Below are 23,079 nucleotides of genomic sequence, written 5' to 3'. Positions count from 1 at the left end.
ACTTCAAACCTTTGAAGCCTAACCAGCGGCAGCTGAAGATCCGCGGCTTTGCCGCATAAAATCGTAGCTGTACTTTTGATGCAGTTTCCATTTTTGCCCTTTTTGATTTTTACGAAAACTCAAATTTGCGGTGACTGCCTAATGTTTTGCGTTTTGCGCGTCATTCTTTATCAGGCACCCCCAAAGACAGCCTCTTTATCGTATCTTGTTACGGCTCGATGCGCGTTTCCAGCCGCCGGAAGGTGAAGGTGCCCACGGCGAAGAGCGCTCCGCCCTCGCCTGTGACCCGGGCCTCCAGCACGCAGACGCTCCGCCCGCCCGGAAGCTCCCGGGCCTCCGCCGTCAGCTTGTCGCCCGCCTGGGCGCTTTTCAAGAAGCTGAACGAGCAGCTGATGGTAACGGCCATGGTCCCATAGGCCGCCATGGCGGAGCCGCAGGCCGTGTCCGCCAGGGCGAAGTAAACGCCGCCGTGGGGAACTTGAAGGGGGTTCAAATCCTCCTCCGTCACGGTTTTCGTGGCCCGGGCGTAACCGGGGCCAAGCTCCTCCACGTAGATGCCCAGTTTTCTGCCGAAGAGATTCTTCTCGTTGCGAAAGGCGCGGATTTGCTCGTAGTCCATAGGAATGACTCCTTTCCGGCGCTGAAATAGAGGGAGGCGTCCCCTCACTGCCGGATGGTGAACTGGCGCCCGTCGGAGCGGACGCTGCCTTCCTCCCGGAGGCGCTTCAGCTCCCGCATCATGGCGCTGCGGTCCGTGGCGATGTAGTCGGCCAGGGTGCTGAGGGAAAAGGGGAGGGTGAAGGTCCGGCTTCCCGACTGCTGGGAGAGCTGGCGGAAATAGCACAGCAGCTTCTCCCGGATGGACCGCCGGGACAGCACGTCCACCCGGCGGGAGAGGGCCTGGGCCTTGTCCGCCATCAATTGGAGCATATTCTGAACCAGGATGCTGTGCCGCTGGCAGGCGTGGCCGCAGCGGCTGAGAATATGGCCGTAGTCGATAAACACCACGTCGCAGGGGCGGCGGCAGACCACCTCCAGGCTGTCTCCCGTGGACCCGGCGAAGGCCAGGGTCTTGCCGAAGACGCTTCCTACGCCCAGGTCCTCCAGCACCGTGGCCACGCCCTCCTCGTCAATGCGGATCAAGGACGCCTGGCCCCGTTCCACCACGCCCACGGCGTCGGAGGAGAAATCATAGATCAGCTCGTCGGCCCGGAAGGACCGCTGGATCGCCTGAAAACAGGACAAAATCTCTCGGTAATCCTGATAGCTGATGTCGTGAAACAGCGGACTTTTTTCCAATTCCTGTTCGCTAAGCATGTGCTCATCCCCTTTAGTTGCATATCCCACACAGTAAAATATGATACCAGCTTCTGCTTAAAAAGTAAAGCACAATTTTTTACTCTCGGCCCTTCCAGTGCAACTTTCGGTATTTTTTACGAAGCCCGTTTTTCAAAGGCGGGAAGGGCCGTCCGGAAAAAGCGCCGCGGGTTCAGGAAAAAACGGGAAAAAGCGTTCCTGGAAACCGGATTTACGTTTTCGACCCGGTTTGTTTACAATTTGTTTATATCCATCCATTGACAACAAATCCATCCGGTGGTAAACTCGCTTTAGCACTCCGGGAAAAGGAGTGCTAAAGCATCAAAAACGGCCCGCCCCGGCAGGCGGCGGGCATTAGGAGGAGGACGGCGTGGAGCTCTCGGACCGGAAACGGCAGATACTGAAGGTGGTGGTGGAGGACTATGTCCGCACCGCCGAGCCGGTGGGGTCCAAGGCCATTGCCGCCGAGATGGGGGGCAGCGTCAGCTCCGCCACCATCCGAAACGAGCTGTCCGACCTGACGGAGATGGGCTATTTGGAGCAGCCCCACACCTCCGCGGGGCGGATGCCCTCCCCCAAGGGCTACCGCCTGTACGTCAACGAGCTGATGGAGGCCCAGCGCCTCTCCCTGGCGGAGACGGAGAAGATCAACCAGTCCCTCCAGCTAAAGATGGAGGAGCTGGACCGGCTCCTGGCCCAGGCGGGCCGGGCGGTGTCCGCCCTGGTGCGCTACCCGGCCTATGTTTCCGCCAGCCGGAAGACCGAGCTCACCGTCCGGCACTTCGAGCTGCTGGCGGTGGACGAGCGGAACTGCATCCTGGTGATGATGACCAGCGACAGCAAGGTGAAAAGCCAGCTCCTTCGGATGCAGCTCAAGGTGGACCCGGCGGACCTGCCCGCGGCGGCGAACCTTTTGAACAGCCACTTCACCAATACGGACCCCGGCGGCATGAGCCGGCATCTGATGAGCGTGGCGGACCAGGTGAGCCCCCAGCTCTTCCTGCTGCTGTCCCAGGCCGTGGGCTTCGCGGCGGACGCGCTGGAGGAGGCGGGCCGGCGGGAGATTGTCACCGCCGGAGCCAGCCGCCTTTTGAAGCTCCCGGAGTTCCGGGACGCCGACAAGGCCCACGAGCTGATGAGCTTCCTGGCGGACAGCAAGGAGGAGCTTCCCCAGCCGCTGCACCGGGAGATGGAGATCCTCATCGGCCCGGAGAACGTGAAGGAGGTCCTGCGGGACACCAGCGTGGTGGTGGCCAGCTATGATATCGGAGACGACATGCGGGGCCTCATCGGCGTGGTGGGCCCCACAAGAATGGATTACGCGGCGGTGGCCGCACGGCTCTCCGGCTTTGCCGAGGGGCTGACGCGATTGTTTGGAAAACAGGAGGAACTACCCCCCAAGGAGGAACCGAAATGACGGAAGAGAACAAGCAGCCCCTGGAGGAAGAGACGGCGGAGAAAGTCCCCGAGTCCCAGACGGAGGGACCCGCCGGCAAGGCGCCCAAGGGCAAAAAGAAGAAGGAAAAGGGCGGAATCACCTTCACCAGGGAACAGGTGGAGCAGATGGAGGCGGCGGCCCGCCAGCTGGAAACCACCAAGGACCAGTTTACCCGCCTGGCGGCGGAGTACGAAAACTACCGCAAGCGCACCGCCAAGGAAAAGGAATCCCTCTACCAGGACGCCAAGGCGGACACCATCCGGGAATTCCTGGCGGTGTACGACAATTTGGAGCGGGCGGCGGCGGCCCCCGGCGGGGAGGACGACCCCCACAAGAAGGGCCTGGAGATGATCTTCACCCAGTACAGGGAACTCTTGAAGAAGCTGGGCGTCTCGGAGATCGAGGCCCAGGGCCGGCCCTTCGACCCGGAGCGGCATGAGGCCGTCATGCACGTTGACGACGAGAATCTGGGCGAAAACGAAGTGGCCCAGGTCTTCCAGGCGGGCTTCCTCCTGGGAGACAGGGTGATCCGCCACGCCGTGGTGCAGGTCGCCAATTAAAAACGCGTTCAAAATAACATTTTCATATAATTCAGGAGGCAGTCATTATGTCTAAAGTAATCGGTATCGATTTGGGGACCACCAACTCCTGCGTGGCGGTGATGGAGGGCGGCGAGGCCGTCGTCATCGCCAACGCCGAGGGAAACCGGACCACCCCCTCCGTCGTCGCCTTTTCCAAGACCGGCGAGCGCATGGTGGGCCAGGTGGCCAAGCGCCAAGCCATCACCAACCCGGACCGGACCATCTCCTCCATCAAGCGGGAGATGGGCTCCGACCACAAGGTGGCCATTGACGGGAAGAACTACACCCCCCAGGAGATCAGCGCCATGATCCTCCAGAAGCTGAAGGCGGACGCCGAGGCCTATCTGGGCGGCGCCGTCACCGAGGCGGTCATCACCGTCCCCGCCTACTTCACCGACTCCCAGCGCCAGGCCACCAAGGACGCGGGCAAAATCGCGGGCCTGGACGTCAAGCGCATTATCAACGAGCCCACCGCCGCGGCCCTGGCCTACGGCGTGGACAAAGAGCAGACCCAGAAGATCATGGTTTACGACCTGGGCGGCGGCACCTTCGACGTCAGCATCCTGGACATCGACGACGGAGTCATCGAGGTCCTGGCCACGGCGGGCAACAACCGCCTGGGCGGCGACGACTTCGACGAGTGCGTCATGAAGTGGCTGGTGGCGGAGTTCAAGCGCAGCGACGGCGTGGACCTCTCCAATGACAAGGTTGCCATGCAGCGCCTCAAGGAGGCCGCCGAAAAGGCCAAAATCGAGCTCTCCGGCGTCACCACCTCCAACATCAACCTGCCCTATATCACCGCCGACGCCAGCGGCCCCAAGCACCTGGACATCACCCTGTCCCGGGCGAAGTTCAACGAGCTCACCGCCCACCTGGTGGACGCCACCATGGGCCCCGTGCGCCAGGCCATGAGCGACGCGGGCCTCAAGCCCTCCGACCTTTCCAAGGTTTTGCTTGTGGGCGGCTCCAGCCGCATTCCCGCCGTCCAGGACGCGGTGAAGGGCTTCACCGGCTCCGACCCCTTCAAGGGCATCAACCCCGACGAATGCGTGGCCATGGGCGCGGCGCTCCAGGCGGGCGTCCTCACCGGCGACGTGAAGGGCCTTTTGCTGCTGGACGTGACCCCGCTGTCTCTTGGCATCGAGACTTACGGCGGCGTGTGCACCAAGCTCATCGAGCGGAACACCACCATCCCCGTGAAAAAGAGCCAGGTCTTCTCCACCGCCGCCGACAACCAGACCAGCGTGGAGGTCAACGTCCTCCAGGGTGAGCGGGAGATGGCCGCCGCCAACAAGTCCCTGGGCCGCTTCCACCTGGACGGCATCGCCCCGGCCCGCCGCGGCGTGCCCCAGATTGAGGTTACCTTCGACATCGACGCCAACGGAATCGTGAACGTCTCCGCCAAAGACCTGGGCACCGGAACGGAGCAGCACATCACCATCACCTCCTCCTCCAACATGAGCAAAGACGACATCGAAAAAGCGGTCAAGGAGGCGGAGCAGTACGCCGCCCAGGACAAGAAGCTCAAGGAGGAAGTGGAGACCCGGAACCAGGCGGACCAGATGGTCTATCAGTGCGAGAAGACCCTGGCGGACATGGGCGATAAAATCCCCGCCGACGACAAGGGCAAGGTCCAGGGGGCCCTCGACAAGCTGAAAGAGACTTTGAAGGGCCAGGATACCGCCGCCATCAAGGCGGATACGGAGGCCCTCCAGCAGGCGTTCTACGCCGTCAGCGAAAAGCTGTACCAGCAGGCCAATCCCCAGGGCGCCCAGCCCGGCGGAGATCCCGGAGCCGCCCAGGAGGGCCAGTACTACGACGCGGACTACAAGGTCGTGGACGACGACGAGCAGAAGAAATAAAATTGGGATTACGCGGGGCCGCTGAAAGGCGGCTCCGCTTCCCCCTGTTAATTACCCGGCCTGAGGCACAGAGGGGCCGGGACGGAGAGGAGGAGCAAGGAAGCGGGCGCGGCCTTCGCGGCTAGGCGGAGGCGGGGCCCGGCGGACTTTGCAACGACGAATGGCTGAGCAAAAGCGAGACTATTACGAGGTCCTGGGCGTGTCCAAGGGCGCGTCGGACGACGAGATTAAAAAGGCGTACAAAAAGCTGGCCCGGAAGTACCACCCGGACTTGAACCCGGACAATAAGGAGGCCGAGGAAAAATTCAAGGAGGCCAACGAGGCCTATGAAATTCTCTCGGACAAGGAAAAACGGAGCCGGTACGACCAGTTCGGCCACGCCGGTGTGGACCCCAACTTCGGGGCGGGCGGCGGCTTTGACGGAGGCTTCGACTTCGGGGATCTGGGAGACATTTTCGGCAGCTTTTTCGGCGGCGGCTTCGGCGGCGGGCGGCGGACGAATCCCAACGCCCCTCAGCGGGGGGAGAGCCTCCGCATGTCCTTGATCCTCAGCTTTGAGGAGGCGGCCTTCGGCTGTGAAAAGGCCGTCACCGTGGAGCGGCTGGAGCCCTGCGGCGCATGCCAGGGCAGCGGCTGCGCCGAGGGCACCACCCCGGAGGTTTGCCCGGACTGCCACGGCACCGGCACGGTCCAGGTCCGGCGGCAGACGCCCATGGGGGTCTTTGCCACCTCCTCCCCCTGCTCCCGCTGCGGCGGCAAGGGGAAAATCATCCACCAGCCCTGCAGGGAATGCCGGGGAGCGGGAGCCGTGCGGAAGCGGAAGACCATCCAGGCCAGCATCCCGGCGGGCATCGACAACGGGCAGACCATCTCCATCCGGGGCCAGGGCAACGCCGGGAAGAACGGCGGCCCCGCCGGGGACCTGCTCATCACCATCACCGTCCGGCCCCACGAGATTTTCCGCCGGGAGGGCACCTCCGTTCTCTGCGAGGCCCCCATCACCTTCGCCCAGGCGGTCTTAGGCGCGGAGCTGGAGATTCCCACCATCGACGGCAAGGTGAAATACGACCTGCCCGAGGGGACCCAAAGCGGCTCGACCTTCCGCCTTAAGGGCAAGGGCATCCCCTCCATCAACGGGCGGGGCCGGGGGGACCAGTACGTCACCGTCTACATCGAGACTCCCCGGAATTTGACGAAAGAACAGAAAGAGGCCCTGCGGAAATTCGCCGAGACCATGGGCGACGAGAACTACGAGGAGCGGAAGGGCTTCTTCGGCAAGGGCAAGAAAAAGAGGTGAGCCAAACCATGTATCTGGCGGATTACCATGTCCACTCCCGGATTTCTCCGGACGGCAGGGATTCCATGACCGCTCTGGCGGAGGCCGCCGTCGAGGCGGGGCTGAACGAGCTTTGCTTCACCGACCATGTGGAGCCCATCGTCTGGGCCAGCACGGACCTTCGGGGGCCCTATGACTGGTCCGCCCTGACGGCGGAATTTGAAGCGGCTCAAGCCGCCATGGGGGAGCGGATCAAGCTGCGCCTGGGCATCGAGCTGGGAGACGCCTGCTGGAACTTCACCCATACGGAGAAGCTGCTGGCGGACGCGCCGCCTTTCGATTTTGTGATCGGCTCTGTCCACATGCTCTCAAAGCGCTATCAGGGATTGGACCTCTACTATTTCGACCCCAAGACAGAGGAGGAGGCCTATGACGGCATTGCCGACTACCTGGGCCAGGTGAAGGCCATGGCAGAGTGGGGGAAGTTCGACGTGCTGGGCCATCTGACGCTGCCCCTGCGCTATCTCAACGAGAATCGGGGCTGGAATCTGAGCATGGAGCGCTTTGGCGGGGAGATCACGGATATCTTCTCTATTTTGAAGCGGAAGGAAATTGGCCTTGAGCTGAACACCAACCGGGGCGGTATGCCCCTGCCGGACGGGATGTGGCTGCGGCTGTATGAGGATATGGCGGCGGACCCCATCGTCACCCTGGGCACCGACGCCCACTCCGCCAAATTTGTGGGCTGCGCCGTCCGGGAGCGGCAGGCGCTTTTGCGGGACTGCGGCTTTGAGAGCTTTTGCACCTTTGAGGGGCGGAAGCCCATCCGACACGCATTGTAACGGAAAAGAACAAATTTACGGTCGAAAATAATATTGATTTTTTGGAAAATCTGGAGTACAATATAAGCCACAAAATTTGAATGCACGGGGGAATACTACCATGAAGATCGCGCTGGGCTGTGACCACGGCGGCTATGATTTGAAGCAGCATGTCATCAAGGTCCTGGAGGGGCTGGGCCATGAGATCGAGGACTTTGGCTGCCACTCCAAGGAAAGCTGCGACTACCCCGACTTCGGAGCCGCCGCCGCCCGGGCCGTGGCGGAGGGGAGCTGCGACCGGGGCATTGTGATCTGCACCACCGGTATCGGCATCTCCATCACCGCCAACAAAGTGAAGGGCGTCCGCTGCGCCCACTGCGCCGACTGCCTCCAGGCGGAGATGACCCGCCGGCACAACGACGCCAATATGATGGCCATCGGCGCGGGCTTCACCGGGCCCAACATGGCCGAGCGGATGGTGGAGGTCTTCCTTTCCACCGAGTTTGAGGGGGGCCGCCATGCCCGCCGGGTGGAGAAGATGATGGCCCTGGAGGGCTGAGCTTCCCCCAATAAAAAACGACGGGAGCGCCGCTCCTGAAAAGAGGTGACGCGCATGGTGGGAACCAAGGGCTACAGCAGCTACCGGGGGCGGGGGCCCAAGTGGAAAATTTTGCTGGCAATTCTGCTGGTGCTGGTGATCGCGGTGGCCGCCAGCGTCATCTATTTGCAGCAGTTCCTGGTCTATGGCGCCGACGGCAGCCGCCAAATCCGCCTGCCCTGGCAGACGGAGGAGAAGGCCCCCCCGCCGGACGGGGAGGGCGAGGCCCCGGAGAACCAACCCGACGTGGACGTGGTGGTCCAGGAGCCGGAGGATCAGGGCCCCAAGGAGACGGCGGCCTTTTCCCTTCCGGCCCAGGCGCTGACACAGGCCCTGTGGCAGGAGACGGAGAAGCCCGCGGGGACCAACGCCGTGGCCGTCCGCCTGAAGACCTCCAACGGCACGGTTTACTTCAACGCGGCCAACGCCGTTTCCGGCGCGGTGGAAACCGAGATGGACACCGCCGCCGCCCTGGCCGCGGTTACGGCCCAGGAGGGGCTGCACACCATCGCCAGCGTGGCCTGTCTCCAGGACTTCAAGGCGGCCAACGCCGACGTGGAGGGCCGGGGCTTGAAAAACACCGGCGGCTATATCTTCTACGACGGGAACAACAGCCTCTGGCTGGACCCCGCCAAGCCCGGGACCCGGGAGTACGTCTGCGCCCTGGCGAAGGAGATCGCGGAGCTGGGCTTTGATGAGCTGCTGCTGACGGATTTCAGCTATCCCACCGTGGGGAAAATCAATAAGATTCATTACAACACCGACGTGCCCCTGGCCAATAATCTGGACCTGCTCCTCAGCGATCTGGACACGGCCCTGGAGGCCTATGACATTCTCCTGTCCGTGGAGGTGCCGGAGGCCGTCATCGCCGAGGGTCCCGACACAGTGGCCGGGCTGGACCTGAACCGCCTGGTGAGCCGGGTGGACCGCGTCTACGCCGTCACCACGCCGGAGAAGGCGGAGACCCTTTCCAATCTGGTCGCCCAGGCGGCGGGGGCGGAGGGCAAGACGGAATTCGTCCCGGAGCTGACGGCGGACAGTCCCGCGCTGACGGGCAGCCGCCTGATCCTGGCGGAGTAACGAAGCACCCTGTAAAAAGAGAACGGCTCCCGGAGGGAAACCCCTCCGGGAGTTTTTGGCTTAGAGAAAGAGACAGAGGAGGGTGGGCCATGAGGCGGCTGGCGGTGTTTTCCGGGAGCTTTTCCTTGGGCGTGTTTCTGGCCCAGTATGTTCTCCGGGGCGGCTGGATACTGGCGGGCGCCGGGTTGGCGCTGGCGCTGGGCTTCTTGTCGAAGCTCCTGCCCTGGGAATGGCGGCGGCGGGGCGTGATCCTCTGCGCCGCCCTGGCTCTGGGCCTGGGCTGGAGCTGGCTCTACGCCCGCCAGGTCCAAAGGCCCGCCCAGGAAATGGCGGGGCGGAGGTCGGACTTCACCGCCACCCTCTGCGGCTACGCCGAGGAAACGGATTTCGGCGCCCGGGCGGAGGTCCGCGTGGAGGGCGTCCCCGGCAAGGCGGTGCTCTACGCCGGGGAGGAGCTGCTGGACCTGGCGCCCGGCCAGACCGTGGCCGGACAGGCCAGGTTCAACGACGCCGCCCGCGTCTGGGATGAAGATATTACCGCCTTCACCTCCAAAGGCGTTTTTCTCCTGGCCTATGCCCGGGGGAACCTGGAGGCCGGGGAGGGGACCCGGAACAGTCCCCGCTGGCTTCCCGCCCGGATGGGCCGGGCCATGAGGGAGCGTATCCAGGTCCTTTTCCCCGGGGACGCCGCCGGATTCCTGACGGCCGTTTTGACCGGAGATCGGGGCGGGATCTCGGAGAAGGCCTACACGGCCCTCGCCGAGGCGGGGCTGAACCACATTCTGGCGGTGTCCGGTATGCACTGCGGCTTTTTCATGGCCCTGGCGGGCTTCCTGCTGCAAAGCCGGAAGCTCCAGGCCCTGCTGGGCATCCCGCTGCTGGCGTTTTACGCCGCCCTCACCGGTGGAAGCCCCTCGGTGCTCCGGGCCTGCGTCATGCTGTCCCTGCCCCTGCTGGCCATCCTGGCCCGCCGGGAGAGCGACGGGCCCACGTCCCTGCTGGCGGCCCTGTTTTTGATCCTGCTGGCGAATCCCTTTGCCGCCGCCTCCGTCAGCTTGCAGCTGTCCTTCGCCGCCATGGCGGGCATCCTCTGGCTGACGCCGAGGCTCCGCAAGGGCCTGGTTGGGGAGAAGAAACGGGGGAAAACCTGGGGACGGATCTTCCGCTTCCTGGCCCTCGCCTTTTCCGCCTCTATGGGAGCCATGGTGTTTACCGTGCCGCTGACGGCGTACTACTTTGGCGCTTTGGTGCTGATTGCCCCTTTGAGCAGCGCCCTCTGCCTCTGGGCGGCTGCCTGGGCCTTCAGCTTCGGGCTGTTGTCGGTGTTTGTCAGCTTTTTCTACCCGCCCCTGGGAGCGCTGCTGGCTCTCCCGGCCCGGCTGGCGGCGGAGTACATCCTCCTGACCGCCGGGCTGCTTTCGAGGATTCCCTGCCACGCCGTCTATACCGCGACCCCCTATTTGAAATACTGGATTGTGTACGCCTACTGCCTCTTCGCCGCCGCGTATCTGGCCCGGCGAACGGGGAGGAGGAAGTACGTTCTGGCCTCCGCTCTGGCGGCGCTGACCCTGGCTTTGACCCTCCGGCTGGGGGCGGCCCGGTATGGGAGCGACCTGGACGCCCTGGTTTTGGACGTGGGCCAGGGGCAGAGCGTGGTGCTGGCCTCCGAAGGGACCTTCGCCCTGGTGGACTGCGGCAGCGCCAACAGCTGGAAGGACCCCGGCGCGGCCGCCGCCCGGCAGCTGGCGGCCATGGGCTGCGAACGCCTGGATTACCTGCTCCTCACCCACTATGACAAGGATCATGTGTCCGGTGTGACGGGCCTTCTGGACCGGCTGGATGTGGACACGCTGCTGCTTCCCGAGGGGGAGGACGACGCGGGGCCCCAAGAGGCGGTCCTCTCCGCCGCCGGAGCGCACGGCGCCGCCGTCCGGTTTATTACGGCGGAGGAGCGCCTGGACTTCGGCCGGGGCACGCTGACGGTCTACCCGCCTGTGGGGGACGCCGGGGACAACGAGCGGGGCCTGTCCGTCCTGGCCTCCGCCGGGGAGAATGACCTTCTCATCACCGGCGACATGGACGCCGCCACGGAGAAAAAGCTGCTGGAGACGTTCGATTTGCCGGACATTGAGGCCCTGGTGGCGGGGCACCACGGCTCCAAATACGCCACGTCCCAGGCGCTGCTGGACGCCGTAAGGCCGGAGACGGCCTGTATCAGCGTGGGGTCCAACTCCTACGGACACCCCACGGAGGAGACCCTGCTCCGTCTGGCCCGGCAGGGCTGCGGCGTCTACCGGACGGACCTGCACGGGACCATCCATCTCTCTTGGAACCAGGAGGAAAGCCATGGCTGAAAAAAAGAAGGCCCCCCGGAAGGGAGCGGCCCTGCAAAAATTCAAGGAGGACCTCTCCGCCGGGACCATCGGCGCCGCCTACGTTTTCTATGGCGAGGAGAGCTACCTCCGGGAGTACTACCTGGGGGAGCTGCGGAAGAAGCTGGTGCCGCCGGGCTTTGAGACCTTCAACTACCACGCCCTGGAGGGGAAGGACCTGACGGCCCAGGTTCTGACGGAGACGGCGGAGGCCATGCCCATGATGGCGGAGCGGACCTTGACGGTGGTGACGGACTGGGACCTCTTCAAGCTGGGGGAGGACCAGCGGGAAAAGCTCATCGCCCTGCTGGAGGATCTGCCGCCTTACGGCTGCATCGTCTTTGTTTACGACACCCTGGAGTACAAGCCCAACCGGACCATGAAAAAGCTCTGCAAGGCCTTGGAGTCCTATGTGGAGGCGGTGGAGTTCCCGGCCGCCTCCAGCGCGGACCTGATCCCTTGGATTTCCCGGCGCTTCAAGGCCCTGGGAAAGGAGATCGACCGGGCTGCGGCGGAGTACCTGATCTTCACCTGCGGCGCCCTGATGACGGGCCTGGTGCCGGAGATTGAGAAGATTGCCGCCTACGCCAAGGGCAAAACCGTCACCCAGGCGGACATCGACGCCGTGGCGGACCCGGTGCTGTCGGCGGAGGTCTTTAAGCTGTCCGATGCGGTGCTCCAGGGGCGCTATGACCAGGCGGCCTCCATCCTGGGGGACCTGTTGAAAATGCAGACGGAGCCCATCATGATCCTGGCGGCCCTTGGGAGCCAGCTCCGGCGCATCTGGACCGCCCGGCTGGCCCTGGACAGCGGCAGGGACCGCTATTGGCTGATGGAGCTGTGGGGCATGAAGTCCGACTACCCCGCCAAGCTCCTCTTGAACGCCGCCCGGAGGACCACGGCGCAGTGGTGCGCCCAGGCGGTGCGGAGGTGCCAGGAGCTGGACCGCCGGATGAAGAGCGAGCGGGGCGTGGACAGCGCCGGGGAATTGAAGCTGCTGCTGGTTTGGCTGGCGGCGGAGAGGAGCTGAGGAAATGGAGCGCGTCCGGGAAGTCATTGTGGTGGAGGGCCGCTACGACAAGAATACCGTCTCTCAGGTGGTGGACGCCACGGTGGTCACCTTGGGCGGGTTCGCCGTGTTCAACGACAAGGAGAAGCTGGCCTTTCTCCGCCGCCTGGCGGAGAAGCGGGGCCTCATCATCCTGACGGACAGCGACGGGGCGGGCTTCCTCCTGCGGAATTATCTGAAGGGGGCCCTGCCCAGGGACCGGGTGAAGCAGGCCTACATCCCCGACGTGAAGGGCAAGGAGCGCCGGAAGCGCCGGGGCGGCAAGGAGGGGAAATTAGGCGTGGAGGGCATGTCCCCCACGGTGCTGCTGGAGGCGCTGCGCCGCTGCGGGGCCACGTTTGAGGACAGGCCGCCCCCGGAGCGGCGGGAGGCCGTCACCAAGGCGGACTTGGTCGCCCTGGGTCTCAGCGGGGGAGAGGGCAGCGCGGAAAAGCGCCGCCTGCTTTTGAAGCGTTTGGACCTGCCGGAGCACCTCACGGCCAACGGCATGCTGGAAGCTTTGAATCTCCTGTTCGGCCGGGAGGAGCTGGAGGCGCTTCTTGCGGAAGAGCCGGGCTTCGACAAAGTTTGACAGGCTTTACGGGATGCCTGTGTTATGCTGGAAGCAGAAAACGCCCGCGGCGCTTGGAAGAGGCGCGGGCCGGAGGAGGGAGCGGATTGCGCAAGATGCTGGTAGGAGAGGTCCCATGCCTGTCGTCACAGGCGCGTTATTATCTGCTGGAGGAGGCCGGGAATTTCGGCGTCCAGATTGAGCTGGAGGGAGAAGAGGCGTCGGTGAGGGATCTCAGCCCCTCCCGGCAGAAGGTCCAGGATTTGGCGGAGGCGCTGGTCCGGGGCACCGTAACGCCGGTGGGCCTGCGGGATGTGGTGGACGACTGGCTGCTGGAATAAGAGGGCAACATTTACAAATTCTTCATAACTTTTGCGAAAAACCCCCTTTACAAATGGGGGCGGCTGTACTATGATAATCACTGTTAGCACTCCAGGTATTTGAGTGCTAACAGTGATTACGTTTTTTAATTTTTAATATTTTAAGGAGGAACCTGATATGAAACTCACCCCGCTTGCAGACCGTGTCATCCTGAAAATGGTGGAGACCGAGGAGACCACCAAGGGCGGCATCATCCTCACCGGCTCCGCGAAGGAGAAGCCCTCCGTGGCCGAGGTCATCTCCGTGGGCCCCGGCGGCACCGTGGAGGGCAAGGAAGTCACCATGACCGTAAAGCCCGGAGACAAGGTGATCACCAGCCAGTACGCCGGAACCAAGGTGAAGCTGGAGGACGTGGAGTACACGGTGGTCCGGCAGAACGACATTCTGGCGATTGTCGACTAAGCACAAACATCAATTGATTTGAAAAATCGGGAGGTAACGATTTATTATGTCTAAGCTCATCAAGCGCGGCGAGGACGCCCGCAAGGCCCTGGAAACCGGCGTCAACACCCTGGCCGATACCGTAAAAATCACCCTGGGCCCCAAGGGCCGGAACGTGGTTCTGGACAAGAAATACGGCGCGCCCCTCATCACCAACGACGGCGTGACCATCGCCAAGGAAATCGAGCTGGACGATCCCTTTGAGAACATGGGCGCCCAGCTGGTGAAGGAAGTCTCCACCAAAACCAACGACGTGGCCGGCGACGGCACCACCACCGCCACCCTCCTGGCCCAGGCCATGATCGGCGAGGGCCTGAAGAACCTGGCCGCCGGGGCCAACCCCATCGTGGTCAAAAAGGGTATGGCCAAGGCCGTGGAGGCCGCCGTGGCCGAGGTCAAGGCCCAGGCCAAGACCGTGGACGGCTCCAAGGACATCGCCCGGGTGGGCGCGGTCTCCTCCGGCGACGAGGAAATCGGCAAGCTGATTGCCGACGCCATGGAAAAAGTCTCCGCCGACGGCGTCATCACCATCGAGGAATCCAAGACCGCCGAAACCTACAGCGAGGTGGTCGAGGGCATGCAGTTCGACCGGGGCTATATCACCCCCTATATGGCCACCGACATGGAGAAGATGGAAGCCGTGGTGGACGATGCCTATATCCTGATTACCGATAAGAAAATCTCCGTCATTTCCGACATCCTGCCCCTGCTGGAGCAGCTGGTCCAGTCCGGCAAGAAGCTCCTCATCATCGCCGAGGACGTGGAGGGCGAGGCCCTGAGCACCCTCATCGTCAACCGCCTCCGGGGCACCCTCAACGTGGTCTGCGTCAAGGCCCCCGGCTTCGGCGACCGCCGCAAGGAGATGCTCCAGGACATCGCCGTCCTCACCGGCGGCACCGTGGTCAGCGAGGAAGTGGGCCTGGAGCTCAAGACCGCCGACATCTCCCTGCTGGGCCGTGCCCGCCAGGTGAAGGTGACCAAGGAGAACACCACCATCGTGGACGGCGCCGGGGACTCCCAGGCCATCAAGGACCGGGTTGCCCAGATCCGCTCCCAGATTGCCAACACCACCAGCGACTACGACAAGGAAAAGCTCCAGGAGCGCCTGGCCAAGCTGGCCGGCGGCGTAGCCGTCATCAAGGTGGGCGCGGCCACCGAAACCGAGATGAAGGAAAAGAAGCTCCGCATCGAGGACGCGCTGAACGCCACCCGCGCCGCGGTGGAAGAGGGCGTGGTAGCCGGCGGCGGCACCATCTTTGTCAACGTCATTCCCGCCGTGGAGGCCCTGGTGGACGGCGTAGAGGGCGACGAGAAGACCGGCGTGCGCATCGTGGCCAAGGCCCTGGAGGCCCCCATCCGCCAGATTGCCGCCAACGCGGGCCTGGACGGCTCCGTCATTCTGGAGAAGGTCCGCTCCGGCGAGAAGGGCTATGGCTTCGACGCCTACAAGGAGGAGTACTGCGACATGGTAGCCTCCGGCATCATCGACCCCGCCAAGGTGACCCGCAGTGCCCTGGAGAACGCCGCGTCTGTTGCCGGCATGGTGCTGACCACCGAGTCCCTGGTGGCCGACAAGCCCGAGCCCCCCGCTCCCGCTCCCGTCGCGCCCGACATGGGCGGCATGTACTAAGCCGAAGAAAAGAAGCGGCGCCCGCTTACGCGGGCACCGCTTTTTTTGCGGTTAAGAGAACGGCGTCAGGCTGTGCACAGTCTCCGCACAGGCCCGGAACTCCTCCTCGTCCGTCCGCCAGAGCTCATACTCCGGCAGGGAGGGCAGGCCCATGGACACCGTGGGCTTGCGGTAGATCATGCCGCTGTCCACGGGGCCCCGCCGCCCGGAGGTGTGGAACACATGCACCCCGGTCCGCCGGTGGATGTCCCGGATGCTCCCCGCCCGGACGCCGCAGCCCGCCATGACGGCGATCCGTCCCGCCGCCTTCTCCCGGAGGGCCCGCAGGGTCTCCGCCCCGGCCGGGGCGTCCTTCTCCTGCCCGGAGGTGAGGATGGTCCGGCAGCCCAGGGCGATGGCCGCCTCCAGGGCCTCCAGGGGGTCCCGGGTCATGTCGAAGGCCCGGTGGAGGGTGACCTCCATACTCCCGGCGGCCTCCATCAGACGGGCCATGACGGCCTGGTCCAGCGTGCCCCATCGCGTCAGGGCGCCCAGCACCACGCCGTCCGCCCCCAGGTCCCGGAAGCGGCGGACGCAGTCCTCCATCTCCTCCACCTCCGCCTCGGAGTAGAGGAAGTCCCCGAAGCGGGGGCGGATGAGGACGTTGACGGGGAGACTGCAGTCCCGCCGCACCTGCCGGAAGAGGCCCAGGGAGGGGGTGGTGCCCCCGATGGAGAGGTTGGCGCACAGCTCCAGCCGGTCCGCGCCGCCCCGGCAGGCGGCCAGGGCGGAGGCGTGGGAGTCCACGCAGCCCTCGATGAATCCATAAGCCATGACAAAGCTCCTTTCCGGTAAACTCAGCCCCATTATAGCAGGGCCCCCGCCGGGGCGCAAGCAGGTGCCCTGCGGGTTCTTTGGAAAGAGGTGGAAAGCCGCCGAATAACGCTTGTATTTTCCATACAAAAGTGGTAGAGTAGGGAATTAGGGACAACCCCTGAAAACTTAAGAGGAAAGGACACTGGATACATCATGAAACGAAAGAGTCAATTATTAGCTTTGCTGATGGCGCTCTGCCTGTTGGCAAGCCTGGCCGTTGTGCCTGCGGCGGCGGAGGAGGTGACACCGCCGACGGAAAATGGTAGTACCGATGGAAACGGAGGTTCCGACGGCGGAAATATCGAAGGTGAAGGCGAAGAAGAGCCTACCCCGAATCCGAATCCGGACCCGAATCCGAATCCGGACCCGAATCCGAATCCGAATCCGGACCCGAATCCAGACCCGAATCCGAACCCGAATCCGAATCCGGACCCGAATCCGAATCCGGACCCGAATCCGAATCCGGACCCGAATCCGAATCCGAATCCGGCCCCGAATCCGGACCCGACTCCAACTCCGGACCCCAAACCCGAAGTGCCTACTATCACCTATCCCAAGTCCAGTGACTTCTCCTATCCCTCCTCTGTGAACTTCGGCACACTGGAGAAGAACGCGTCCAGCGGCAGCCGGACCCAGACCTTTACGATCAAAAATAAGAGCGACCACGAGATGAAGCTCAGCTACTCCACCCCCAGCGGCTACTCCATCTCGGGGCTCCCCAGCTCCCTGACGGCGGGCAGCTCCTCCACCGTCACGGTGCAGCTGAACAGCGCCAGCAGCACGGGAAATTATGACCGGCGGCTGACCATCACCGCCTCCTTCGTGGGCGGCAGCGGCTCCAATGACTTTTCCGTCAACCTCTACGCGACGGTGGTGGAAAAGGGCTACACCATCGCCGTGGACCCCACCAGCAAGGACCTGGGCAAGCTGAAAGAGGGCTACACCGAGAAGGAAGCCAAGGAAAAGGAAATCTCCGTCACCGTCCAGAATAAGGGAGCCTCCAATGTGCGGATGGACGCCGTAAAAGGAAACGACCACTTCATTGTCACCGCCGTGAAGAGCGACTCCGTGACCCTGGAAAACGGCGACAAAGCCGAGTACAAAATCGTCCCCAAGCAGGATCTGAAGGTGGGCACCTACACCGACACCATCACCTTCCAGACCCGGGAGAACACCTCGGCCACCTTCAAGGCCACCGTGGTCATTGAAAAGAAGCTGGCCCCCCTGACCGTGGAGCCCGGCACCCTGGACTTCGGCATCGTGGAGGAGGGCTACACGGCCCTGGCCCAGAAGACGGTTACCGTGAAAAACAACACGGAATACGCCATCCGCCTGGACCAGCCCACCTCCTACAGCTATGAGGTCAGCCTCCTGACCCAGACGTCCCTGCCCGCGGGCGGCAGCACCACCTTTACCATCCGTCCCCGGACGGGCCTCCCCGCCAACGCGTATAACGGCGTGGTGGAGCTCTATGGCAGCGGCGAGTCGGCGAAAGTGAACGTCCAGTTTGCCGTGACCAAGCCCGCCGGCCCCTCCACCTTCTCCGACGTGGCGGCGGGCAGCACCTTCGCCGCCGACATCGCCTACGTCAGCCAGAAGGGCCTGATGAGCGGCGTGGGCGAGGGCCGCTTCAATCCCGGGGCCCCCGTCACCCGGGGCCAGCTGGTGACCATCCTCTACCGGCTGGAGGGCCAGCCCGCCGTCAGCGGCGCGGGCTTCCCCGACGTGGCCGCCGGGTCCTACTGTGAGAAGTCGGTGAAGTGGGCCGCGGCCAACGGCATCACCGCCGGAGGCAAGGACGGCCTCTTCCGGCCCGGCGACTCCATCACCCGGGAGCAGCTGGCCACCTTCCTGTTCCGCTATAACGCCTACAAGGGCTACGTATCCACCCAGCGGGCCAACCTGGCGGACTTCTCCGACGGAGCCGCCGTGGCCTCCTACGCCAAGGAAGCCCTCTCCTGGGCCAACGCGGCCAAGCTGGTAAACGGCACCTCCGACGGCCGCCTGAATCCCTCCGGCGGCGCGACCCGGGGCCAGGCGGCGGCGATTCTCCACCGCTTCTGCGTGAGCATCGGGAGATAACCGGATTTGCCATGGAGCGAATCGCATGAAAAGCCCCCGGAAACCACTGGTTTCCGGGGGCTTTCCGGTTGAGGGGAGTCACTGCCGGACGTAGCCGTCCGCATCCACAGTGTAGCGCTTTCCGTCCACGGTGACGGTGGTGTTTTTGTAGATGGTTCCGTCCGCGTCCCGGTAGCGCCAGCCCCGGTCGTCCTTCGTCCAGCCGCCCATATTCACGCCCTTGAACAGGTAGCTGGTCAGGCCGATGGCCTCCCGGGTCTCGTCGTCCTGGAAGTGCCACCACTCGGAGCTCAGGCCCCGCATGCCCGTGGCGGTCATATACTTCTCCAGGAGCTTGGCGTTGTCGTTGTTCAGGTAGGCGGCGGAGTACCAGCTGAGGTCGTGGATGGCGCTTTGCATTTCCAGCTCCTCTCCGCCGTCGATTTTCTCCAGGGTCAGGTCCAGGGCAATGCCCCGGTTGTGGGCGGAGGTCACCCGGGCCAGGAAGCTGCCCAGGCTGAAGCGCCCGTTGTTGGTCATAATCTGGAAGTAAGTCTCATACTCCGGCTCTTCGCCGTCCCCGTCCTGCGCCCCGCCCTCCGGCGGTTCGCCTTCCTGCGGTTCGCCTTCCTGCGGTTCACCTTCCGGCGGCTCGGGGGGGAGGTCCGGCTGCGGGGCGGGCTGGGGGGCTTCCGCGGGGTCCAAGCCGCCGCCCTCGCCCGCCTCGGGCAGGGTGAAGAAGGGAATATCACCGGCGGGCTGCGGAGCTTGTCCCTCCGGGCCGGGCAGGGGCCCGCCGTCCGGGTCCAAGCCCTCCGTTCCGGCCTCCTCCTCCTGGCGCAGGGCTAGATCCTCCCGGCTGATTTTCTCCCCGGTCTCCGGGTCAATCAGAAGCCCGTCCTCCAGGCCGGCTTCCCAGCCGGTGACGGGGTCCAGGACCCTGGGGTCCTCGTCCTGCCCCAAGGGCGCGCCCTCCGCGTCCTCATAGCTGTATACCAGGGCGGCCAGATCCAGCTGTCCGGCGGTGGTGTCGTAGAGGAAGCGGGTGGCCTCGTTGGGGCGGAAGGCCTCGTAGATTTTCAGGCGGTAGCCGTCCTTCTCCGCCGCCTGGGCGGCGCTGAGGAGCTTCTTGGCGCAGGGGTAGAGGTAGGGGACCAGGAATTCCCCGTCCGCCTCCTGGATATGCTCGAAGCCCTGGATCACCTGGTCCGTAATCAGGGCGATGGGGTTTTCGTGGACCTTGAAAATGGAGCGGTAGCTGTTGGTGATGTCATAAGAGCAGTGGTCCCCCACGTACTCCGGCAGGTTGATCATGCAAAAGCGGCTGTCCACCCAGCCGTATTGATCCTTGTACCGGACCTGGAACCAGTCTCCGCTCTCCTCCAATACGCAAAGGGCGGTCCCGCCGGGGATTTTTCCCAGGGAGGAGGAGCTCTTGTCGGCCTTTTCGTAGAAGGGCTGCTCAATGATGGGCCAGATGGTGGCGTACAGGGGATCGATGGAGACGGAGAACTCCGCCTCCTCCGAGGAGAGGACGGCGCCGTTCACGCTCTTGGACACCACCTGGAAGCGGTGGTGGGACCCGGAGCCCAGGCGGCCCAGGTCATATTGGAAGTGCTCCGCCAGCTCCAGAGTGTCCAGCAGAGTCCAGCCCTCCTTGTCCCACTCCTGGAGCTCGTAGCGCTCTCCCCGGGTTTCGTCCCACTCCAGGGTGTAGACCCGGGGCTCCGTCTCGCGGCAGACCAGGTTCAGATCGTCGCCCAGCAGGTCCTGGCGCTCCACGCGGATAAGATTGGAGGCGGGGCCGCAGAGAACGTAGCCCTCTCCCTGGACGGCCGCCCGGACAAGAACCTCCAAAGGATGCTCATAGCTGGGCAGCACCAGGGTGCCGCCCTCCTTGTAGACGTCCAGGCTGATTTGCTTTGCGCTGGTGGAGGCCACCTGGCGAAAAACGCCGTCCGCTTGGTCCAAAGAGAAAATCTTATAGAATCCCGGGACCTGGCCGGAGAGCTTCCAGGAGAGGGAGAGCGCGCCGGGCCCCGGCGTGCCCACCGCTTCCGGGGCCTTTAGGTCCGTGAAGCGGACCTCTGCCGTCAGTTCCTGGCTGGCCAGCCTGCGAAAGAGGCCCAGGAGGTTTTTCCCCTCCGCCACAGCCCGGATGCGGATCGTCATGGGCAGGGTGTAGTTTTCCAGGAGGATATGGGGATGGTTTTCCAGCTTCTGGGTGTGCCCGCTTTCGCTCGTAAGCTCCAGGTCGTAGAGCACAGGGGTTATCCGGGTTCCGGCGGCCTCCCCGGCGGGAGCGTCTTCTCCGCCGCCGTCCTGCGGCTCGGTCCGGCTGCTGGGCCGGGCTTCCGGCCAATCCAGCTCGGCGGTTCCGTCCGCGTTCAGGCAGATGCGGATATCCCCCTCGCCGAAGACGAGGCGGGCGCCGCCGGGTATGTAGAAATAAGCCGCCGTCAAGGCCAAAGCCGCCAGCGCGAAGGCGGCGGCTCCAGCCAAAATGATTTTTCGAGTCATCAGATTGTTTCCCTCCAAGGGTCAGACTGGGACGTGCCAAGGGCATTCTACATCCCTCTGGGTGCGCAAAGCGTCAGAACACGGCATAGACCGTCTCGTAATCCGTGCCCTTTTCCGTGTAGACGATAAAGCCGTCATAGACCAGCTCGCCGTCCTCGCCGTCGATGAGGCAGCTGGGGGCGTAGTCGGAGGAGATGGGGCGGCCGATGGCGGCGTACAGCTCGCTGACGGGACGGCCCACCAGTCCCTGGGCCACGGCCTTGCGGTCCACCGCCGGAGCGGGCTCGGGCTCGGGCTCTGGTTCCGGTTCCGGTTCCGGCTCCGGCTCGGGTTCCGGCTGGGGCTCCGGTTGAGGCTGAGGCTCGGGCTTCGGCTCGGGCTTCGGCTCGGGCTTCGGCTCGGGCTTCGGCTCCGGTTTCGGTTCCGGCTTCGGAGCGGGCGTATCCTTAGGCTTTTCCGTTTGCACGGGTTCCGTCTGGTCCTTGGCCGGGGCCTCCTCCGGCGTGTCCGCCTCAGGGACCTGGGCTTCCGCGTCGGGGGAGTCCTTCTCACCGGCGGCGGATTCCGGCTGGTCCTGGCCGCTGTCCGCTTCCGGCTTTACCGGGTCCTGGGCAGGGGCCGCCTCGGCGGGAGCGCTCCGTCCTGCCGGTTCCCCGGCGTCCGCCGGGGCGGGGGCGTCCTCCGTTTGGGAGGTCTGGCCTCCGCAGGCGCAGAGGGCGCACAGCAGCGCTGCGCAGAGCAGGAAGCTCCATAGCTTTTTCATAAAAGATCGTCTCCTTTGCCTTATGTCTCAGACGGCGGCTCCGCCGCTCTGGGGCCGCCGGTAGTTCCAGCTGTTTCCGGCGTCGTAGAATTTGTAGAGGTTCACGTCGAACCGCTTTTTGCGGCGGTAGGCCATTTCCAGCTCCGTATCGAAGATGTAGTTTTTGCCGTTCAGGTTGATTTCCACCCAGCTGTGGGGAGAGCGGCGGACGCCCACCGTGCCGTTGTAGATAACGGAGTCGTAGCCGATCCAGCGGGAGAGATACCAGAAGAGGGAGGCGTAGCAGTAGCAGTTGCCATAGCCCGTGTCCAGAATGCGCAGGGCGTCGGTTTCCATGTAGTCGTAGACGCCCATCTCATAGGGTGGACGGCGCAGATAGGTGAAGGAGTCCCGGGTGTAGAGGAAGAGGGCCCGGAGCTTCTGCTCCTGGGTTTGGGAGCTGTCGGTGCGGGCCAGGACGATTTTGTGGAGCCAGGAGTCCAGCTCGTTGTTCCCGGTGGTAAAGCGCCCGTTGCTGTTGAAGTAGTGGTTACCCACCATGGCTTCCCGCACCACGTCGCCTCGCGCGCTGTCATAGCAGTACAGCCAGCCGTCGGACAGCTGGATGCCGTTTTGAGGGACCGCCTCCCTGGCGGTGTGGGAGGTCCAGCTCTCCGTGCCGCCGGAGGCCGTGTGCTGATGGGGGACGGTGGCCTCGCACACATCGTAATAATACCAGCTGGAGGGGGCCACGTCCACGTAGAAGGCGGGATGGTGGCCGTCGATGTAGGCCCGGTCCGCCGTCCGGCCCAGGGCCCGGTTCAGCAGCACCACCGCCGCCGCCCGGTTGATGGTCTCGTCGGGGTGGAAGAGCCCGTCGCTGCCGCCCTGGGCCCAGCCGTAGGCCTGGGCGGAGCGGATGAAGGGTGCGTTCGGGTCGTCCTCCGCCACGTCGGGGAAGAGCTGGCCGTCGGTCCGCAGGGGGAAGAAGCAGGCGATGTACCGGACGAACTCCCCCCGGGTGACGGCCCGGCCGGTGTCCAGCATGCCGTCCTGGGCCTCCAGCACGCCCAGGTCCGCCAGAGAGCTCACAGCCTTGGCGTACCACGCTCCCGCGGGCACGTCGGCATAGGCCGTGTTGGAGGCCGGGGCGTCCGGAGGCAGGAGACGGTAAAGCATCTGGGCCGCCTCGGCCCGGGTGACCTGCCGGGTGGGGTTGAAGGAGGGGAACAGGCCGCTGCTGCCCTGGGCATAGGCGATGTGGCTGTCGGCGGACAGGGAGATCCCCGCCACAACCTTGCCCGCCGTAATGTTTTTCCGCTTGGAGGGTCCGGAAGAGTTGGGCTGGCTGGGGGCGACGCCGCCATTGTCGCCTTCCCCGGCGGGCCGTCCGGAGGCGCTGGGCGTGCGGGAGGGGTCCGGCGCAACGCCGCCGTTGTCGCCTTCCCCGGCGGGCCGTCCGGAGGCGCTGGGCGTGCGGGAGGG

General features: G+C 64.4%; 20 protein-coding genes. 14 read left to right on the top strand and 6 right to left on the bottom strand.

Going from position 1 to position 23,079, the window contains the following annotated elements; genetic code table 11:
* Positions 1 to 208: 208 nt before the first annotated feature.
* On the bottom strand, positions 209 to 619 hold the full coding sequence (locus Q1M04_RS14475; protein WP_204789504.1) for a PaaI family thioesterase: 411 nt from the start codon (positions 617 to 619) through the stop codon (positions 209 to 211).
* Positions 620 to 663: 44 nt separating this feature from the next.
* Positions 664 to 1,317, bottom strand: coding sequence for a Crp/Fnr family transcriptional regulator (locus tag Q1M04_RS14470; RefSeq protein ID WP_297999520.1), 654 nt, complete (start codon positions 1,315 to 1,317; stop codon positions 664 to 666).
* Positions 1,318 to 1,687: 370 nt separating this feature from the next.
* On the opposite strand from Q1M04_RS14470, the gene hrcA reads away from it, so the two are divergent.
* The 13 genes from hrcA (at position 1,688) to groL (ending at position 15,416) form a co-directional block, all read left to right on the top strand.
* Positions 1,688 to 2,734, top strand: a complete 1,047-nt coding sequence (hrcA, locus tag Q1M04_RS14465; RefSeq protein ID WP_297999518.1) for a heat-inducible transcriptional repressor HrcA — start codon at positions 1,688 to 1,690, stop codon at positions 2,732 to 2,734.
* Positions 2,731 to 3,315 (top strand): nucleotide exchange factor GrpE, encoded by a 585-nt coding sequence (gene grpE / locus Q1M04_RS14460; RefSeq protein WP_295755705.1) that lies wholly within the window; start codon positions 2,731 to 2,733, stop codon positions 3,313 to 3,315. Before hrcA ends, grpE begins: the two co-directional genes overlap by 4 nt.
* 47 nt (positions 3,316 to 3,362) lie before the next feature.
* On the top strand, positions 3,363 to 5,198 hold the full coding sequence (gene dnaK / locus Q1M04_RS14455) for a molecular chaperone DnaK (protein WP_293279734.1): 1,836 nt from the start codon (positions 3,363 to 3,365) through the stop codon (positions 5,196 to 5,198).
* 160 nt (positions 5,199 to 5,358) lie between these two features.
* Positions 5,359 to 6,495, top strand: a complete 1,137-nt coding sequence (gene dnaJ, locus Q1M04_RS14450) for a molecular chaperone DnaJ (protein WP_293279735.1) — start codon at positions 5,359 to 5,361, stop codon at positions 6,493 to 6,495.
* 8 nt (positions 6,496 to 6,503) lie between these two features.
* Entirely contained in the window at positions 6,504 to 7,316 is an 813-nt protein-coding gene (locus Q1M04_RS14445) for a histidinol-phosphatase HisJ family protein (protein ID WP_297999515.1), read from the top strand.
* Positions 7,317 to 7,416: 100 nt separating this feature from the next.
* Complete coding sequence (rpiB, locus tag Q1M04_RS14440) at positions 7,417 to 7,854, top strand: ribose 5-phosphate isomerase B (RefSeq protein WP_204789511.1); 438 nt, start codon at positions 7,417 to 7,419, stop codon at positions 7,852 to 7,854.
* A 54-nt stretch (positions 7,855 to 7,908) separates the two neighbouring features.
* Positions 7,909 to 8,973: a putative glycoside hydrolase gene (locus tag Q1M04_RS14435; protein WP_297999513.1), complete on the top strand. Its 1,065-nt coding sequence runs from the start codon at positions 7,909 to 7,911 to the stop codon at positions 8,971 to 8,973.
* A gap of 89 nt (positions 8,974 to 9,062) precedes the next feature.
* Complete coding sequence (locus tag Q1M04_RS14430; RefSeq protein WP_297999511.1) at positions 9,063 to 11,327, top strand: DNA internalization-related competence protein ComEC/Rec2; 2,265 nt, start codon at positions 9,063 to 9,065, stop codon at positions 11,325 to 11,327.
* Entirely contained in the window at positions 11,320 to 12,375 is a 1,056-nt protein-coding gene (gene holA, locus Q1M04_RS14425) for a DNA polymerase III subunit delta (RefSeq protein WP_297999509.1), read from the top strand. Before Q1M04_RS14430 ends, holA begins: the two co-directional genes overlap by 8 nt.
* Positions 12,376 to 12,379: 4 nt before the next feature.
* Positions 12,380 to 12,985: a toprim domain-containing protein gene (locus tag Q1M04_RS14420; RefSeq protein ID WP_293280881.1), complete on the top strand. Its 606-nt coding sequence runs from the start codon at positions 12,380 to 12,382 to the stop codon at positions 12,983 to 12,985.
* A 95-nt stretch (positions 12,986 to 13,080) separates the two neighbouring features.
* Positions 13,081 to 13,305 carry a DUF6514 family protein gene (locus Q1M04_RS14415; protein ID WP_243413871.1) on the top strand — a complete coding sequence of 75 codons (225 nt, stop codon included), beginning with the start codon at positions 13,081 to 13,083 and terminating at the stop codon, positions 13,303 to 13,305.
* Positions 13,306 to 13,462: 157 nt separating this feature from the next.
* On the top strand, positions 13,463 to 13,747 hold the full coding sequence (locus Q1M04_RS14410; RefSeq protein ID WP_293280882.1) for a co-chaperone GroES: 285 nt from the start codon (positions 13,463 to 13,465) through the stop codon (positions 13,745 to 13,747).
* Positions 13,748 to 13,793: 46 nt separating this feature from the next.
* A complete protein-coding gene (gene groL / locus Q1M04_RS14405; RefSeq protein ID WP_297999508.1) occupies positions 13,794 to 15,416 on the top strand; it encodes a chaperonin GroEL in 1,623 nt (540 codons plus the stop codon).
* Between the two features lie 51 nt (positions 15,417 to 15,467).
* Here groL and Q1M04_RS14400 read toward each other — a convergent pair whose 3' ends face one another.
* A complete protein-coding gene (locus Q1M04_RS14400; RefSeq protein ID WP_297999506.1) occupies positions 15,468 to 16,229 on the bottom strand; it encodes a copper homeostasis protein CutC in 762 nt (253 codons plus the stop codon).
* A 195-nt stretch (positions 16,230 to 16,424) separates the two neighbouring features.
* Between Q1M04_RS14400 and Q1M04_RS14395 the strand changes: the two genes are divergently transcribed.
* The gene (locus tag Q1M04_RS14395) at positions 16,425 to 18,353 is read left to right on the top strand and encodes an S-layer homology domain-containing protein (RefSeq protein ID WP_297999504.1); all 1,929 of its coding nucleotides are present in this window, start codon (positions 16,425 to 16,427) and stop codon (positions 18,351 to 18,353) included.
* A gap of 78 nt (positions 18,354 to 18,431) precedes the next feature.
* On the opposite strand, the gene Q1M04_RS14390 is transcribed toward Q1M04_RS14395, so the two are convergent.
* The 3 genes from Q1M04_RS14390 to Q1M04_RS14380 form a co-directional block, all read right to left on the bottom strand.
* Complete coding sequence (locus Q1M04_RS14390; protein WP_297999502.1) at positions 18,432 to 20,852, bottom strand: M15 family metallopeptidase; 2,421 nt, start codon at positions 20,850 to 20,852, stop codon at positions 18,432 to 18,434.
* A gap of 73 nt (positions 20,853 to 20,925) precedes the next feature.
* Positions 20,926 to 21,615, bottom strand: coding sequence for a hypothetical protein (locus Q1M04_RS14385; protein ID WP_297999500.1), 690 nt, complete (start codon positions 21,613 to 21,615; stop codon positions 20,926 to 20,928).
* A gap of 27 nt (positions 21,616 to 21,642) precedes the next feature.
* Positions 21,643 to 23,079: S-layer homology domain-containing protein (locus Q1M04_RS14380; RefSeq protein ID WP_300448420.1), on the bottom strand; the 1,437-nt coding region annotated here is incomplete at its 5' end.

It is taken from the genome of uncultured Oscillibacter sp. (assembly GCF_950073225.1).
In the GTDB taxonomy this organism is placed as follows: domain Bacteria; phylum Bacillota; class Clostridia; order Oscillospirales; family Oscillospiraceae; genus Oscillibacter.
The sequence above is the reverse complement of the archived record's forward strand: the minus strand, read 5'-3'. Positions and strand labels throughout refer to the sequence as shown.